The organism is Burkholderia sp. APQ4-4ca, assembly GCF_057837105.1.
Map to the genome: position 1 here is coordinate 51,157 of NZ_JBYQCG010000172.1, position 15,197 is coordinate 66,353.

The window sequence follows — 15,197 nt, forward strand, 5'->3', positions numbered from 1 at the left end:
ACCGTTCAATCATGGACAGAAAGATGAAGGAAAATGGACAATGGAAGATTTCGGGATACGCACGCTTGGCGTAGTGAGCGCCGTAGCGGCGCATGGGAGCTTCAGGGGAGCCGCACTTGACCTGGACATGTCCCCCTCATCCGTAAGTCACATGGTCGCCAGCCTTGAAGCCAGGCTGGGCATACGACTGTTCCTTCGGAACACGCGTAGCGTGTCTTTGACCGAGGCAGGCGAGACCTTTCTTGCGAAGGTGCGGCCGGCATTGAAGGAAATTACCGAGGCGGTGGAAGGCGTCCACCAGTTGCGCGATCATCCTGCCGGCTTGATTCGTCTCAATGCCTCGACGTGGGCAGCCGCCCGAATACTGCCCTTCGTTCTTGAGTTCATGGAGCAATACCCGGACGTGCGGATCGACCTCGTTACCGAGGGACGCCTGGTGGATATTGTCGGTGAGGGATTCGATGCCGGATTACGTCTTGCTTCGCTCGTGCCGGAAGACATGATCGCTCTGCCCCTCGAGATTGACGAGGCGTTGGTAATCGTTGGTTCCCCGGACTATCTCAAGAAATACGGCACGCCGAAAACGCCTGGAGATCTGGTTAACCACGCATGTATCCAGGCGCGCCTGCCGAGTGGATCGCTGATGCGCTGGGAGCTTGCCAAAGGCTCCGGGGAAACGTGGATAAAAACGACGGGAAGATTGACGATCGGCACCACGCAACTCGCCGCCAAGGCTGCGGCCGGTGGTGCGGGTCTGGCCTTCGTCGAGGCACGCGAGGCTGAATCATTTCTCGGCAACGGCAGCTTGGTCCGGGTTTTGGAGAAGTGGACGCCGCCATTCGAGGGGCACGCCCTGTACTATCCACGGCAGCGTCTTCCTTCAGCCGCGTTTCGAGCCTTTGCGGACTTCTGTAGGAATAAGGTTTCCGCATCGGCCGGTCATAAGTCACACCGCCATCGCGGCTCGCGTCCGGCCAGGACATGAGGCGTTGCTGGCACGTCGACGGTGCCACGATCGACCGATGCACGCGAGCATCGGTCGGTCGCTCATCATCGCGGAAGTGCGATGCCCGACAGCTCTTCGCATATTCGCAGGAGTGGGTCCTGCAAGGCAGCATCGCGCGCTTGAGGATTCGCTGCCATGCGTTTCATATGATAGAAGTATTCGCCGGTCACATTTGCGCGAGGATCGTCACCAGCGGCAAGCCAGACCTGCGTTCGATGCGCCTGATCCATGTCGTCCGGCGCGCCCGGACCGCCCATCTTCGTGGGAACCCAGCCGGGCTCCAAACTGTTGACGCGGACTTCCGGCCAGCGGCGCGCAACGGCGAACGCCAGCATCGCGTCGTGCAGCTTGCTCTCCGCATAGGCCTCTGAGCCGTTCCAACGACGCTTGCGCCAAAGAATATCGTCGAGATTGGCCTGCGCATGGTGATGCATGCCTGAACTCAAATAAACGAGACGCCGCGGAGGTTCGATCAGCGCAGTGAGTATGTAGGCTGACAGCGTGTTGATCGCGAAGACGTGCGGCAGGCCGTCGCTCGTGACGCGATGCCCTTCACGGTAACCGACCGCGGCGTTATGGATTACGGCGTCGAAGTGACCCAAGGCGTTGACCTGCTCCGCGACGTTTTTGGCGCCAGCAATCGTTTCCACATCACCGACAACGACCGCCTCCGCTTGGGGCAATGCGCGCCGTGTGTCTTCTGCGCGGTTGGCATTGCGCGCGTGCAGCACGACCGCGTGCCCTTGTTGTACCAGCAGTTCGGCGGCCATCAGGCCGAGGCCAGTGGACGAACCGGAAATGAAGACGCGAGACATGTTGTTTCTCCCGAAATGAGCCGCTGGGCGCTGCCCATGCGGCGCTGATTGAAGTTCAAGTTTGCTGGCCGCGAGCAGCGGCCACGAGCAGGACGCCCAGCAGCGCGCAGGCAGCGCCGAACAAATAGACGGCGGCATAACCGAATTGCCCGGCAATCAGGCCGGCGGCTGGCCCTGAAATGCCGTAGGCGATGTCGAGAAAGGCCACGAAGGCGCCCATCGCGCTGCCACGGTTGGCCGGCGGTACGCGCTTGAGCGCTTCGACACCCAAGGCCGGGAAAACCAGCGCGCAACCGAGGCCCGTCACCAGCGCGCCGGCAAGCGCGGTCCATTCATTCGGTCCAAGCCACAACATCGCTTGTCCGATTGCTTCGCCCGCCAGCGACCACGCCGCGACGCGATAGCCACCCATGCGGTCAGGCAGATGCCCCAGCACGACTCGAACAAAGATGAAGCCGATGCCGAATGCCGTCATCACCAGCCCTGCATTGCCCCAGTGGCGTGCCGCGAAGTACAACGAGGCGAACGCCGTGAGACCGGACAGTCCTACACCCTGCAACATCAGTCCAAGCCCTTCCCGCCAAATGCGATTGACCACGCGATAGAACGGCAGTCGCACACCGCCGGGGGACAGATACGCGGTTGAGCGCAATGTGATCAGCGCGGCAAGAACCGGGGCCACGATGCAGGCGATCATCGCGGCCGCCAAGCCATGCCTTTGATACAGCGCCATGCCCACGGGTGCACCGATGGACAGGGCGGCGAACATCGCGATACCGGTCCAGGACATCGACATGCCGGCGCGCTGAGGCCCAACCGACGCGATCGCCCAGGACACGCAACCCGTGACGAACTGGCTTTCACCGAAGCCGGCCATGAGACGGCCGGCCACCACGATGCCCAGGCTAGTGGTGGACGACAAGCCGGGCACGGACGCCACCAGATACAAGCCCCCCGCCAACGCGGAAATGACAGCGCCTTGTAGCGCGGAGCGCTTGCCGCCTTGATGGTCGACCACCCGTCCGGAGTAGCCGCGAGTGAGCACGGTCGCGAGAAACTGAATGCCGATCACCAGGCCCACAACCACGTTGTTGAAGCCAAGGTGGCCGTGAACGAACAGCGGAATCACCGGCAATGGCAGGCCGACTGCCAGGTAACCGCAAAACAGCGCGGCAATGATGCCCGTTGCCGGGCGCGACAGGAGTACAGGCGCGGTGTCGGCCTGCACCGCCCGCTTGTTGGCGAAAGCTTGCATGAAAGCCTCCAGTGAGATGCGCATGAAAATGCGGCAGAACGGCCCGGCGCGCCGGGCCCCTCCGTCGTCAGGCCGTGGTGAAGAGATCCGTGCGATAGCCGCTGGCTTCGATCAGGTAGTCGCGCGAGGCCGTGACATCTGCGTTGAGCTTGGCCAGGTCGACGCCGATCAGTTGGCCTGCACGCTTGCGCAGTTGGCCGGCCACCATCACGGTGTCCACGTCAGCCCGCTCGACAGCCTGCACAACCGTCCCGATTGCGTTGGTCACCGGGAAAACGGCCACCCCGTTGGTACGGACCATGATGATGTCGGCCTGCTTGCCCGGCGTCAGGGTGCCGATCTGGTCTTCGAGCCCGGCCGCGCGAGCGCCATTGACCGTTGCAGCCTTCAGCACCGCTTCGACGGAGATCGGAGCGGGCGCGGCGGCTTCGCCACGGAAACGCCGGTAGCGCATGGCCGAACGCTGTTGTCCGAACAGCGCGTGCATCTCTCCGAACATGTCGCTGCCGAACGCCGTATCGAGGTCGATTCCCAGCGCCGGGGTCAGGCCGTGGTCCACGGCCTGCTGATAGGCGAAGGTTTCGTCGTCGAAGCCGAACAGCGCGTCCGAGCGCGGGTTGACCGTAACGTTCACGCCTGCATCGGCCAGCAGCTTCCATGTCTCCTGCGGCACGCGCGTGCAGTGATTGAAGATGTTGTGCGTGCCCAGCACGCCCGGCTTGGCGAATTCCGGGCCAAGCTTCGCCAGATCACCGATGAACTCGGTCAGGATGCGCATATCCAGCTCGCGTGCGACCTTCCACCAGTCGAGATTGAGCTGGCCGAACAGGCCCACGCGCACGAGGCTGCCTGCGTTGTTCCAATTGTGCGCGAGCCGCTGCAGGTCGCCCGGCAAGTGCGCGGCGGAGGCTTTCTTGTCCATCGCCGCGCCGACCATGTGCAATGCACGGATGCCGGTCGTTTCGAGGGCATCGAGCGCGGCGTCGGTGTGCTCCGGGCTGCGCGAATTGTGGCTGGCATCGATGATCGTGGTGATGCCGGCATCCAGCGAGGCGGCGGCCGTGAGCTTCGTGCTCAGGTACATGTCCCGCGGGCGATAGTGGGCGCCCAGCTGCTCGGCGACCACATCGATGTAGGCGAACAGATCGTCCACGTTCGGCATCATGCGGCGCATCACGCCGAGCCACATGTGATGATGGGCATCGACCAGGCCCGGCATGACGATATGACCCGCGGCGTCGATGACCTGGGCGTCGTCCGCCTGCAAGGCAGCGCCGACCGCGGCGATGCGACCGTCCTGGACCAGGACGTCGCCCACGGCGAGATTGGGAACCTTGGCATCCAGCGTCAGGATGGTGCCGCCTTTGAAAAGAGTGCGCTGCGTCGTCATGGAATGCTCCTTGGAAGTTGCGGTGGACCGGTCGCCACGAGGTCCGCTCGGTGGGTGTCGCCCCAAGGAAAACCGCGGTTCGTAACGTCACGGTTCACACGATAGGTTGCGCGCCATCTTTGATAAAGGTAGATTCGTTCACATTATCTTTGCTAAAAATCAAAGATGGAGGCGTGATGAATTTCGACGGACGATTGCTGTCGGGAATGAGTGTGCTGGCCGCGGTAGTCGAGGCCGGCAGTTTCAGCCGCGCAGGCGAAGTGTTGGGGCTGTCGGCCTCTGGCGTGAGCCGATCGATAGACCGGCTGGAGGAAAGGCTCGGCGTGCGTTTGCTGAACCGCACGACGCGCACGCTGCACCTCACGAGCGAGGGCAAGAGCCTGTATGAACGCGCTGTGCCGCACCTCGAGGGCATCGAGGAGGCGGCCAGCTATGTTTCCGGTGCCGCCATCTCGGTGCGCGGAGCATTGCGGGTCGGCTTGAACCCGATCTTTGCCCGCTATGTCCTGGCGCCGAAACTCCCCCTCCTGCGCGAACGCCATCCGAGTCTCGAGCTGACGATCGTGCAGCAACCGGACGTGGGCGATTTGGTGACCGAGGGCATCGATGTCGCAGTGCGGTTCGGACCGCAGCCGCCGTCAACCATGACGTCACGACTGCTGCTCCAGACGCGCGTACTGACGGTGGCGTCGCCGGAATATCTGGCGCGGCGTGGCCGGCCCAAGCGACCGGAAAAGCTCCTCGATCACGAGTGCATCCAATACATCGATCCGCGTCGTGGCAAACCGTTCTCGTGGGAATTCCATCGCGGTCGGGAAGTACTACCGGTGGATACCCGCGGCCATTTGACTACGACCGATGTGGATTTCATGGTCCAAGCCTGTGTGAACGGCGCCGGCATTGCTCAGGTGCTCGCCCTCAATGTCGCGCATCTGATCGCCGACGGGGCGTTGATCGAATTGTTCCCGGAGTGGCCAGGCGAAACTTACCCGTTGTATGTCACCCGCCCCTCGCGCCGGCTGGCGCCTGCAGCGGTCGAGGCCTTCCTGGATTTCTGCTCAGAAATCTGCGCGAACATGGAGGCAGCTTAAGTCGGTTCGGGCAAGCAGTATTTGCGTAACCGGCTGCGCACTGGCACGTCGACACTCCCCCCACCGTAACCCGCCGTCATGCGGGCCGTCCGCCGGGCCACCGCCGCACCGGCGCTTGCGCGCACTAGATAGCACCCGGCGGCCGAAACTGAACCGTTCGCGCATTTCGGGGCGCCGCGGCGACCAAAAATGATTGAAGTAGTCATATCAGGGTTTTCATTGACTGTTTCGATCATGATATCGGCTAAAATGCACACACAGAGCAATCTAATTGATCGAATCGAGCATTTTAGCCGGCGAACGTACCGGCCGCCCCTATTCGTCATACGAGTTGCGTCGGCTGGAGTACGGAGTGGCGCGGTCGCGACCGCAAGCGCGCGCTCCGAGCCGCTATCGACACGAGACACAACCCACGAGACGGCGATTCCGTCCGCCGTCCCTTCCGCGATGGAGCCTGCATGTCAATTTCGTTCAGGGGAATCGTTCCCGCGCTGATCACGCCGATGACGGCGGACGAGAACGTCGATGAAGACGGTCTGCGTGCGCTGGTCGAGCGGCTGATCGAGGCCGGCGTGCACGGGCTCTTCGTGCTCGGCACCAATGGCGAATTCATCGCGCTGAATGAAGAAGAGAAGCTGCGCATCGCGCGGATCGCGGTCAGCCAGGCGCGTTCGCGCGTCCCGGTCATCGCGGGCACCGGCGCGTATGCAACGCGTGACGTGATCGACCTGAACCGGAAGATGGCCGATACCGGCGTCGGCGCGGTGTCGGTAATCACGCCGTATTTCAACGGTGCGACGCAGCCGGAGCTCTACGCGCACTACAAGAAGATCGCCGACGCGACGCCGCTGCCGGTCATGCTGTACACGATTCCGGCGAAAGCCGGCATCACGCTGACCGTCGATACGGTGCACCGTCTTGCGGAGATTCCGAACATCCGCGGCATCAAGGACAGCGGCGGCGATTTCGACCGCTTGCTGCAACTGATCAACCTGCGGCGCGACGACTTCTCGGTCTTCACGGGCACCGATTCGATGATCCTCTGGACGCTGATCGCCGGCGGCGACGGCGCGGTCGCCGCGACGACCAACGCCGTCCCGGATGTCGTGATGTCGATCTGGAACAAGTTCCACGCCGGCGATATCGCCGGCGCGCGCGCCGCGCAGGAATCGCTGCGCGCGCTGCGCGACGCGTTCGCACTGGGCACGATGCCCGTCGTGCTGAAAACCGCCGCGCAGATGCTCGGGATGCCGGCCGGCCCCGCGCGCGCGCCCGCGCAGCCGCTCGACGACCACGCCCGCGAGCGCCTCGCGCAAGCGCTCTCCGTCTACCGCGACACCGCGCGCGGCCACTGAAACAGGTCCCAGCATGACGACTCACCACTTCCAGACAGTCAAGCACATCGTTCACGGCGCCGGCAGCCTCGCGACGCTTCCCGACAAGCTCGCGCTGCTCGATACGCCGGTCGAGCGTATCGCGCTGATCACGCAACCGTCGATGGAAGCGCTCGGCATCGTCGATCGCGTGATCGAATCGCTCAACGCGAAGGACGTCGACGTGCGCGTCATTCGCGGCGTCGAGCCGGAGCCGACGATCGGCAACGTCGAGACCGTGTTCAACGAGCAGATCGAGCCGTTCGCGCCGCAGGCGATCCTGTCGATCGGCGGCGGCAGCGTGCTCGATGCGGCGAAACTGTTCGCAGTCCGTCTGACCAACGACGAGCCGCTGCGGAACTGGCTCGGCATCGACCTGATCAAGCGCCCCGGCGTGCCGATGATCCTGGTGCCGACGACAGCCGGTACCGGCTCCGAGGTCACGCCGAACGCGATCGTGACGCTGCCGGACGAATCGTTGAAGGTCGGGATCGTCAGCCGTCACCTGCTGCCGCAAATCGTCATTCTCGATGCGGAGCTGACGCTCGGCCTGCCGAAGCCGATCACGGCCGCGACCGGCATGGATGCGTTCGTGCACGCGCTCGAATCGTACATCTCGACGAAGGCGAACCCGATCAGCGACATGTACGCGATGGAGTCGATGCGGCTGATCGGCGCGAACATCGTCGAAGCCTATGAAAACGGCCAGTCGCTGAAGGCGCGCGAAGCGATGATGCTCGGGTCGATGTATGGCGGCCTCGCGCTCACCGCGGCCGGCACCGCGGCCGTGCACGCGCTCGCGTACCCGCTCGGCGGAATGTTCAACGTCACGCACGGCGTCGCGAACGCGATGCTGCTGCCGCACGTGATGGCGTTCAATCTCGACGCGATCGAAGGCCGCTTGTCGAACGTCGCGCGCGCACTCGATCTCGCACCGAACGCCGACACGGACGCGGTCGCGGCCCGCACGCTGATCGACAAGATGGAGGAATGGACCGCCGCCGTCGACATTCCTCAGGATCTGCGCAAGTTCGGCGTGTCCGACGAGCATCTCGATGCGCTCGCGGTCGCCGCGTCGAAGGTCAAGCGCCTGCTCGGCAACAATCCGAAGGCGCTGACGCTCGACGACATGAAGTCCATCTACCGGCGCCTGCTGCCGTGAACGCCCCCGCACAGCCCGCGGCACGGCTCCTGATCGTCGCCGACGACATGTCGGGCGCGGCCGACTGCGCGGTCGCCGGGTTGCGTCACGGCCTGACGGCAATGGTCGTGCTCGACGCCACGCACGCGGCGGCGCCGTCGCACGGCGTCGACATCCTGTCGATCGACGTGGACTCGCGCCGCGCGCCGAAGGACGTGGCCGCCCGGCGCACCGTCGATGCCGTCGCGTCGCTGTCGGGCACCGGCACGCGGGTCTACAAGAAGATGGACTCGACGCTGCGCGGCAACTTCGCGGCGGAAGTCGCCGCGCTGGCCTCACGCGTCGGCATGGCGATCGTGTGCCCAGCCTACCCGGCCTCGGGACGCACGACCATGGACGGCCGCCAATGGGTACGCGGCGTGCCCGTGGAAGCGAGCGAATACTGGCGCAACGAACACATCACGGGCAAGGCCGACCTCGTTGCATTGCTGTCTGCCGAGGATCTGCGTGTCGCCTGCGCGGCAATCGGCACGGTGCGCGGCAACACAGATGCACTCGCCGCGCATCTGCACAACCTGCAATCCGACCGCGTGCAAGCCGTCGTGTGCGACGCGGAATCCGACGGCGACCTGCAGCGCATCGCCCGCGCGTCCGCGGCGCTCGACGATGTGTTCTGGGTCGGCTCGGCCGGGCTGGCGCCCGCCGTCATCGAAGCCCTGGATCTGCCGCGCAGGACGAGCGGCACGGCGATCTGCCGTCCGCCTACGCAACGGCCCGTGCTGACGGTCGTCGGCAGCATGTCGAGCATTTCGCACGCGCAACTGGACTGCCTCAAGTCGAACGCGGGGCCCAATCTCGTTGCACTCGAAGTCGCCGTGTCGGCGCTGGATGACTCGCAAGGCGACGTCACGACCGTGGTAAGCGACGCGCTGCGTCGCGGCCGCCATGTTGTCGTCTCGTTGAGCCAGGCGCAACGCGGCGACGTCGACGACGGGCTGCTGTTCTGCACGCGGCTCGCCGCGCTGCTCGCGCCTGCCGTGCGCCACGCCGGCGCAATCTTCGCGACCGGCGGCGAAACGGCGCGCGCATTGCTCACCGCGGCCGGCGCGAGCGCGCTGCGCGTGGTCGACGAAATCGAAGACGGCATGCCGCTGCTCGAATGCCGGCTGCACGATAGCGCACTGCCCGTCGTGACCAAGGCGGGCGGCTTCGGCCGACCCGAATCGATTTATCACGCCTGGCGCCGGCTTGCGAACACAGGCAACCCGGCCGATACGGCTCAAACCAATTTGTGAAGGGAATCGCCATGGACAACCGTCCCATCATCGGCATCACCATGGGTGACGCGGCCGGCGTCGGACCGGAAATCATCATGAAAAGCCTCGCGCATGCGTCCGTGTACGAGCAGTGCCGGCCCGTGGTCGTCGGCGACGCCGCGCGCCTGCGCGATGCAGGCCGCAGAGCCGGTGTCGACCTCCAGGTGCGCGCGGTCGGCCGTCCGTCCGAAGGCGCGTTCCGTGTGGGCGTCGTCGATTGCATCGACCTCGCGCTGATTCCAGCCGACCTGCCGTATGGAAAGCTGTCGGCGATCGCGGGGGACGCCGCGTACCAATACATCGCGCGCACCGTCGAGCTGACCTCGAAAGGCGAGCTCGACGCGATCTGCACCGCGCCGCTGAACAAGGAAGCGCTGCATGCCGGCGGCCATATCTTCCCCGGCCACACGGAAATGCTCGCGCATCTGACCGGCATCGACGAAGTGTCGATGATGCTGGTCGCACCCAATCTTCGCGTGATCCACGTGACGACGCACATCGGCCTGCTCGACGCGATTCGCAAGATCGAACCGGGCCTCGTGCAACGCACGATCGAACGCGCACACGACACGCTGGTGCGCGCCGGCATCGTGAATCCGCGCATCGGCGTGTGCGGGATCAACCCGCATGCCGGCGAGAACGGCCTGTTCGGCTACGGCGAAGAGGAAGAGAAGATCGTACCGGCGGTCGAAGTCCTGCAGGCGCGCGGCTGGGACGTGGAGGGTCCGCTGCCGGCCGATACGCTGTTCTTCCGCGCGGGCCGCGGCGACTTCGACGTGGTCGTCGCGATGTATCACGACCAGGGACACGGGCCGGTCAAGGTGATGGGCCTCGAAGCCGGCGTGAACGTGACGGTCGGCCTGCCCGTGATCCGCACGTCCGTCGACCACGGCACCGCGTTCGACATCGCGGGCAAGGGCATCGCCGACGAACGCAGCCTGCTCGAAGCGTTCCGCCAGGCCGTGGATCTCGCGACGCGGCGCAACGAGCCGTCGCCGGTCGCCCGCGTCGCGTAAGCGGTCCGCACGCAACGACACGCAGCACCGTCGAGCGATACCGGCCGGCACAGGCCGGATTGCCCGACGCATCGAACGCACATCAACCGAAGGTAACGTGGAGACAAGCGATGGCCACCTTCAGTTATTGGGATACCGCCACCATCATCGGGATGGTGATCGCCTACATCGTCATTACGAGCGTGGTCAGCATCAGGCTGCGCAGCCGCAATTCCGAACAATTCATGGTGGCGGGGCGTTCGATGCCCGCGCTGGTGGTCGCGATCCTGCTGATGTCGGAATTCATCGGCGCGAAATCGACCGTCGGCACGTCGCAGGAGGCATTCTCGGCCGGCATCGCCGCATCGTGGTCGGTGCTCGCGGCCGCCATCGGCTTTCTCCTCTTCGGTCTCTTCATGGCAAAGCGCCTGTATGCATCCGGTGAATTCACCATCTCCGGGTTCATCGCGCAGCGTTACGGGCACGGCGCGAAGCTCGCGGTCTCCGCGATCATGATCTACGCGCTGTTCGTCGTGAACGTCGGCAACTACGTGAGCGGCGCGGCGGCGATTTCGACGGTGATGCGCATCAACCTGCCGACGGCCGCCGTCATCACCGCGATCGTCAGCACCATCTATTTCGTATGGGGCGGCCTCAAGAGCGTCGCATACCTGACGGTCGTGCACAGCGCCGTGAAGCTGCTCGGCATCGCCATTCTGGTCGGCGTCGCGTGGAAGCTGTCGGGCGGCATCGCGCCGATGGCTCGGAGCATGCCCGCACACTACTTCACGTGGACCGGCGCGTTGTCGGGCGGCACGATCGGCGCATGGATCATCGGCACGGCGGGTGCGATCTTCTCGACGCAGTTCATCATCCAGGCGATTTCGGCCACTCGCAGCCCCGAGGGCGCGCGCGCGTCGTCGCTGATCGCCGCGTTCCTGTGCGTGCCCATCGCGCTCGCGCTGGGCTTCATCGGCGTGGCGGCCAAGTATCTGTATCCCGGCGTCAAGAGCCTGTACGCGCTGCCGGTGTTCCTGCAGCACATGAACCCGATCCTGGCCGGCGTCGTCACGACGTCGCTCGTTGCATCGATCTTCGTCAGCGTGTGTACCGTCGCGCTGGCCATCGCATCGCTGATCGTGAAGGATTTCTATGTGCCGCGCTTCAATCCGACGCCCGACGTCGAACTCAGAATGACGCGCTGGATCTCGCTGGTCGTCGGCTTCCTGCCGCTGATCTTCGTGTTGTTCGTCCCGCAGATCCTCGCGCTGTCGTTCTTCAGCCGCGCGCTGCGGCTGTCCGTGTCGATCGTCGCGCTGATCGGGATCTACCTCCCGTTCTTCAGCGGCAAGCGCGGCGCCGTGTGGGCCCTGATCGTCGCCACGATCGCCACCACGCTTTGGTACTTGCTCGGCAACCCGTTCGGCATCGACAACATGTACGTCGCACTCGTGACGCCGGCCATCGTGCTGGTGCTCGGCAAGCTGCTGTTTCATGGCGAGGGCACCGACCTCCACGACAAGCGGCTCGCGCATCGCGAATCGCACTGACGTCGCCCACCCAGAGAGATTTCATGAGCACGAATTTCGTTGAAGCGGCGCGCGCCGCGCCGGATCATTGCGTTCGCACGGCCTATGCCGACGCGGAGCGTCAAGAGGCGTTTCTGCCCACAGCGTGCGTGCAGAACCATGCGGCCAACCTGCACTGCCTCGACAACGGCGACCTGCTGTGCGTATGGTTCGGCGGTACGCAGGAAGGCATTCCCGACGTGTCGATCTACCTGTCGCGGCTTGCGGCCGGAACGAACGAATGGTCGGCGCCGCGCAAGCTGTCGGACGACCCGACCCGCTCCGAACAGAACCCGGTGTTGTTCACCGCACCCGACGGCCGCCTGTGGCTGATCTACACCGCACAGCTGTCCGGCCATCAGAACACCGCGATCGTGCGCCGCCGCGTGTCGACGGACGGCGGCGTCACGTGGGGCCCCGTCGAAACGCTGTTCGACCGGCCGGGGACGTTCGTGCGCCAGCCGATCGTCGCCCTCGACAGCGGCACGTGGATCTGCCCGATCTTCCTGTGCCGCACGGAACCCGGCGAGCGCTGGGTCGGCAACGACGACGTCAGCGCGGTCATGGTGTCCGACGACCAGGGTCGCACGTGGACGCTGCACGAGGTGCCGGACAGCGTCGGGTGCGTGCACATGAACGTTCACGTGCTGCACGACGGGACGCTGCTGGCGCTCTACCGCAGCCGCTGGGCCGACTTCGTCTACGCGAGCCGCTCGACGGACGGCCGCACGTGGAGCGCGCCCGAGCGCACCGACGTGCCGAACAACAATTCGTCGATCCAGTTCACGGTGCTGCAGAACGGCCACCTCGCGCTCGTGTTCAACGAAAGCGACGCGTCGCACAGCAAGGCCCGCCGTGCGTCGCTGTACGACGACATCGAGGATTCCGAGGACAGCGGCGAGCTGCGCGACCAGAAGGCATCCGTGCGCGGCACCGCGTTCTGGGGCGCGCCGCGCGCGCCGATGTCGCTGGCCATCTCGGAGGACGGCGGCAGGACGTGGCGGCGCCGCCGCAACCTCGAAATCGGCGACGGGTACTGCATGACGAACAACTCGGCGGACCAGCGCAACCGCGAATACTCGTATCCGTCGATCGTGCAGTCGCGGAACGGCGCATTGCACATCGCGTTCACGTGGTTCCGCCAGAAGATCAAGTACGTGCGCGTCGACGAAGCGTGGGTTCGCGGCCGATGACGCTCGCCGCGACAACTGGCCGGTCAGTGCGGCAATTCGATAAACTTGTCGATCGAGATGCGCGCGATCGCGCGCCGATGCGATCAGACCAGGAAATCACGCACATGAAAGTGACCAGGCGCCGGGAGGCGATGCTGCAGGCCGTGCTCGGCGGCATGACGGACGTTGCGACGTTGTGCGAGCACTTCGGGATGTCCGAGGCGACGGTGCGCCGCGACCTGCGTGCGCTGGCGAGCGACCGCCGCATCCTGCGCACGTACGGCGGCGCCGCCGCGGTCGGCGGCCATGAGCCGGAACCGTCGCTCGAGGAGCGGCGCGTCAGTTCGCAGGAACAGAAGGAAGCGATCGCGCACGCGGCGAGTTCGTTCGTCGAGGACGGCGACACCGTGTTTCTCGACGGCGGCACCACGACGGCGGCACTCGCGCGTCTTCTCGCCGGCCGGACCGACATACACGTGGTCACCAACAACCTGCTGGTCGTGAGCCCGCTCGTGTCGTCGGGCGTGCCCGTGACGGTGATCGGCGGCGACGTGCGGTCGTCCAGCATGAGCACGCTCGGGCCGCTCGCGCAGATCGCGCTGAGCCGGCTCAGCGTCGACAAGGCATTTCTCGGCGCCGACGGCGTGGTCGCCGAGCTGGGATTGTGCGAGGCGAGCAGCGAGCAGTCGTATCTGAAGGAATGCGTGATGCGGCAGGCCGCCGAGGTGTTCGTGCTCGTGACCGCCGACAAGCTCGGGCGCGCGAGCCAGCAGCACTGGACGCCGCTCGAACGCGACTGGACGCTCGTGACGGATGACGGCGCGCTGCACGAGCAGCTCGAACCGTTTCATGCGCAGGCGCGGATCACGGTTCATGCAGTCAGCACGAACGCGACGACCGCATCCGGCGGTTCACCGCAGGTTCACACGTAACAGGGAGAAATCGTGGCGCAACGGGAGCAATCGGGTTCGGGTTCGGGTTCACGTCATGCCGTCGTCACCGGTGCGTCGTCGGGGATCGGCCGCGCGATCGTCGCGCGTCTTCTCGCCGACGGCTGGCGCGTCACCGGACTGTGCCGGTCGCACGTCGAAACGGCGCACGATTCGCTGACGATCGTGCCGGTCGACGTCACCGACTTTGCGGCGCTCGCGCCCGTGTGCGACGCGCTGGGCGCGGCCGACGCGCTCGTGCATGCGGCCGGCTTCATGCGTACCGCGCCGCTCGGTCAGCTGTCGCACGACGACGGCGCGGCGATGTGGCGGCTGCACGTCGAAGCCGCGACGTTTCTCGCCGATCGCCTGGTGCCGCGGATGCCGGTCGGCGGACGCATCGTGCTGCTGGGCAGCCGCACCGCGAACGGCGCGGCCACGCGCAGCCAGTATGCGGCGACCAAATCCGCGCTCGTCGGTCTCGCGCGATCGTGGGCCGCGGAACTCGCGCCGCACGGCATTACCGTGAATGTCGTCGCACCGGGCGCGACCGACACGCCGTTCCTGCGCGATCCGGCGCGTGCGGCCACACCGCCGAAGCTGCCGCCGATTGGGCGATTCATCACGCCCGACGAAGTCGCCGCGCTGACCGCGTTCCTGCTGAGCGCGGATGCAAGCGCGATCACCGGGCAGCAGATCGTCATGTGCGGCGGCGCATCGCTTTGACGCTTCGCGCTGCCGCGTATCGAATCGCGAGCGCGCGGGGCCCGACATCACCGCTGCTGGATCGACGCGGCGCCCGTAAAAGGCTGCGGCCGCCCGCCTCCTGACCAGCGATCATCCAGCCGGGATAGCTCGGCGGCAACGCACTCACGGCATCCAGACGCGCAAGCTCGTCGCCGGTCGGCACGACGTCCGCCGCGCCGAGATTGTCGTCCAGCTGTTCGACCCGTTTGGCGCCGATGATGACGCTCGTGACATACGGCTTCGCGAGCAACCACGCGAACGCGATCCGGGCATGAGCAAGGTAAGCGCTTACGCCGGCATGCCACGCTCTCGTGCTTGGATCGCAAGCTCTCGAAGGCGTATTAGCCGAATCTTCGCAGCGCCCCTATCACTGCTGCACCGGCGCAACGCGTGCGGACA

The 15,197-nt window shown here is 65.5% G+C and carries 13 protein-coding genes and 1 pseudogene; 10 read left to right on the forward strand and 4 right to left on the reverse strand.

What is annotated here, in order from left to right:
• The coding region (locus tag AC3IFE_RS19910; RefSeq protein ID WP_489191680.1) for a LysR family transcriptional regulator at positions 1-985 on the forward strand (985 nt) is incomplete at its 5' end.
• 65 nt (positions 986-1,050) lie between these two features.
• Here the strand turns inward: AC3IFE_RS19910 and AC3IFE_RS19915 are convergent.
• From AC3IFE_RS19915 to AC3IFE_RS19925, 3 genes are all read right to left on the reverse strand, one after another.
• A complete protein-coding gene (locus AC3IFE_RS19915) occupies positions 1,051-1,821 on the reverse strand; it encodes an SDR family NAD(P)-dependent oxidoreductase (protein ID WP_089471595.1) in 771 nt (256 codons plus the stop codon).
• Between the two features lie 55 nt (positions 1,822-1,876).
• Positions 1,877-3,076: an arabinose transporter gene (locus AC3IFE_RS19920; RefSeq protein ID WP_489191681.1), complete on the reverse strand. Its 1,200-nt coding sequence runs from the start codon at positions 3,074-3,076 to the stop codon at positions 1,877-1,879.
• 67 nt (positions 3,077-3,143) lie between these two features.
• Positions 3,144-4,466, reverse strand: a complete 1,323-nt coding sequence (locus AC3IFE_RS19925) for an amidohydrolase family protein (protein ID WP_301737169.1) — start codon at positions 4,464-4,466, stop codon at positions 3,144-3,146.
• A gap of 176 nt (positions 4,467-4,642) precedes the next feature.
• Here AC3IFE_RS19925 and AC3IFE_RS19930 point away from each other — a divergent pair, with 176 nt between their 5' ends.
• The 9 genes from AC3IFE_RS19930 to AC3IFE_RS19970 all read left to right on the forward strand — a co-directional run bounded on the left by AC3IFE_RS19930 (position 4,643) and on the right by AC3IFE_RS19970 (position 14,777).
• A complete protein-coding gene (locus tag AC3IFE_RS19930; RefSeq protein ID WP_089471598.1) occupies positions 4,643-5,557 on the forward strand; it encodes a LysR family transcriptional regulator in 915 nt (304 codons plus the stop codon).
• 458 nt (positions 5,558-6,015) lie between these two features.
• Positions 6,016-6,912 carry a 4-hydroxy-tetrahydrodipicolinate synthase gene (gene dapA, locus AC3IFE_RS19935; protein ID WP_489191682.1) on the forward strand — a complete coding sequence of 299 codons (897 nt, stop codon included), beginning with the start codon at positions 6,016-6,018 and terminating at the stop codon, positions 6,910-6,912.
• Between the two features lie 13 nt (positions 6,913-6,925).
• Positions 6,926-8,092 (forward strand): iron-containing alcohol dehydrogenase, encoded by a 1,167-nt coding sequence (locus AC3IFE_RS19940; RefSeq protein ID WP_489191683.1) that lies wholly within the window; start codon positions 6,926-6,928, stop codon positions 8,090-8,092.
• On the forward strand, positions 8,089-9,366 hold the full coding sequence (locus tag AC3IFE_RS19945; protein WP_489191684.1) for a four-carbon acid sugar kinase family protein: 1,278 nt from the start codon (positions 8,089-8,091) through the stop codon (positions 9,364-9,366). Before AC3IFE_RS19940 ends, AC3IFE_RS19945 begins: the two co-directional genes overlap by 4 nt.
• Positions 9,367-9,377: 11 nt before the next feature.
• The gene (gene pdxA, locus AC3IFE_RS19950; RefSeq protein ID WP_489191685.1) at positions 9,378-10,403 is read left to right on the forward strand and encodes a 4-hydroxythreonine-4-phosphate dehydrogenase PdxA; all 1,026 of its coding nucleotides are present in this window, start codon (positions 9,378-9,380) and stop codon (positions 10,401-10,403) included.
• 110 nt (positions 10,404-10,513) lie between these two features.
• Entirely contained in the window at positions 10,514-11,932 is a 1,419-nt protein-coding gene (locus AC3IFE_RS19955) for a sodium:solute symporter family protein (protein ID WP_489191686.1), read from the forward strand.
• Positions 11,933-11,955: 23 nt separating this feature from the next.
• Positions 11,956-13,143: a sialidase family protein gene (locus AC3IFE_RS19960; protein ID WP_489191687.1), complete on the forward strand. Its 1,188-nt coding sequence runs from the start codon at positions 11,956-11,958 to the stop codon at positions 13,141-13,143.
• A 104-nt stretch (positions 13,144-13,247) separates the two neighbouring features.
• The gene (locus tag AC3IFE_RS19965; RefSeq protein WP_089471605.1) at positions 13,248-14,054 is read left to right on the forward strand and encodes a DeoR/GlpR family DNA-binding transcription regulator; all 807 of its coding nucleotides are present in this window, start codon (positions 13,248-13,250) and stop codon (positions 14,052-14,054) included.
• A gap of 12 nt (positions 14,055-14,066) precedes the next feature.
• Positions 14,067-14,777, forward strand: a complete 711-nt coding sequence (locus AC3IFE_RS19970) for an SDR family NAD(P)-dependent oxidoreductase (protein WP_489191688.1) — start codon at positions 14,067-14,069, stop codon at positions 14,775-14,777.
• On the opposite strand, the pseudogene AC3IFE_RS19975 reads toward AC3IFE_RS19970, so the two are convergent.
• Positions 14,752-15,069: pseudogene (locus AC3IFE_RS19975) on the reverse strand (aldo/keto reductase); the annotation flags it as partial. The gene AC3IFE_RS19970 and the pseudogene AC3IFE_RS19975 sit on opposite strands and share 26 nt — an antisense overlap.
• Positions 15,070-15,197: the final 128 nt, after the last annotated feature.

Excerpts from the sequence above, each read along its gene's own strand:
- AC3IFE_RS19915 (WP_089471595.1), bottom strand. The coding sequence starts at position 1,821 with ATGTCTCGCGTCTTCATTTCCGGTTCGTCCACTGGCCTCGGCCTGATG.
- AC3IFE_RS19920 (WP_489191681.1), bottom strand. The coding sequence starts at position 3,076 with ATGCAAGCTTTCGCCAACAAGCGGGCGGTGCAGGCCGACACCGCGCCT.
- AC3IFE_RS19925 (WP_301737169.1), bottom strand. The coding sequence starts at position 4,466 with ATGACGACGCAGCGCACTCTTTTCAAAGGCGGCACCATCCTGACGCTG.
- AC3IFE_RS19930 (WP_089471598.1), top strand. The coding sequence starts at position 4,643 with ATGAATTTCGACGGACGATTGCTGTCGGGAATGAGTGTGCTGGCCGCG.
- dapA (WP_489191682.1), top strand. The coding sequence starts at position 6,016 with ATGTCAATTTCGTTCAGGGGAATCGTTCCCGCGCTGATCACGCCGATG.
- AC3IFE_RS19940 (WP_489191683.1), top strand. The coding sequence starts at position 6,926 with ATGACGACTCACCACTTCCAGACAGTCAAGCACATCGTTCACGGCGCC.
- pdxA (WP_489191685.1), top strand. The coding sequence starts at position 9,378 with ATGGACAACCGTCCCATCATCGGCATCACCATGGGTGACGCGGCCGGC.
- AC3IFE_RS19955 (WP_489191686.1), top strand. The coding sequence starts at position 10,514 with ATGGCCACCTTCAGTTATTGGGATACCGCCACCATCATCGGGATGGTG.
- AC3IFE_RS19960 (WP_489191687.1), top strand. The coding sequence starts at position 11,956 with ATGAGCACGAATTTCGTTGAAGCGGCGCGCGCCGCGCCGGATCATTGC.
- AC3IFE_RS19965 (WP_089471605.1), top strand. The coding sequence starts at position 13,248 with ATGAAAGTGACCAGGCGCCGGGAGGCGATGCTGCAGGCCGTGCTCGGC.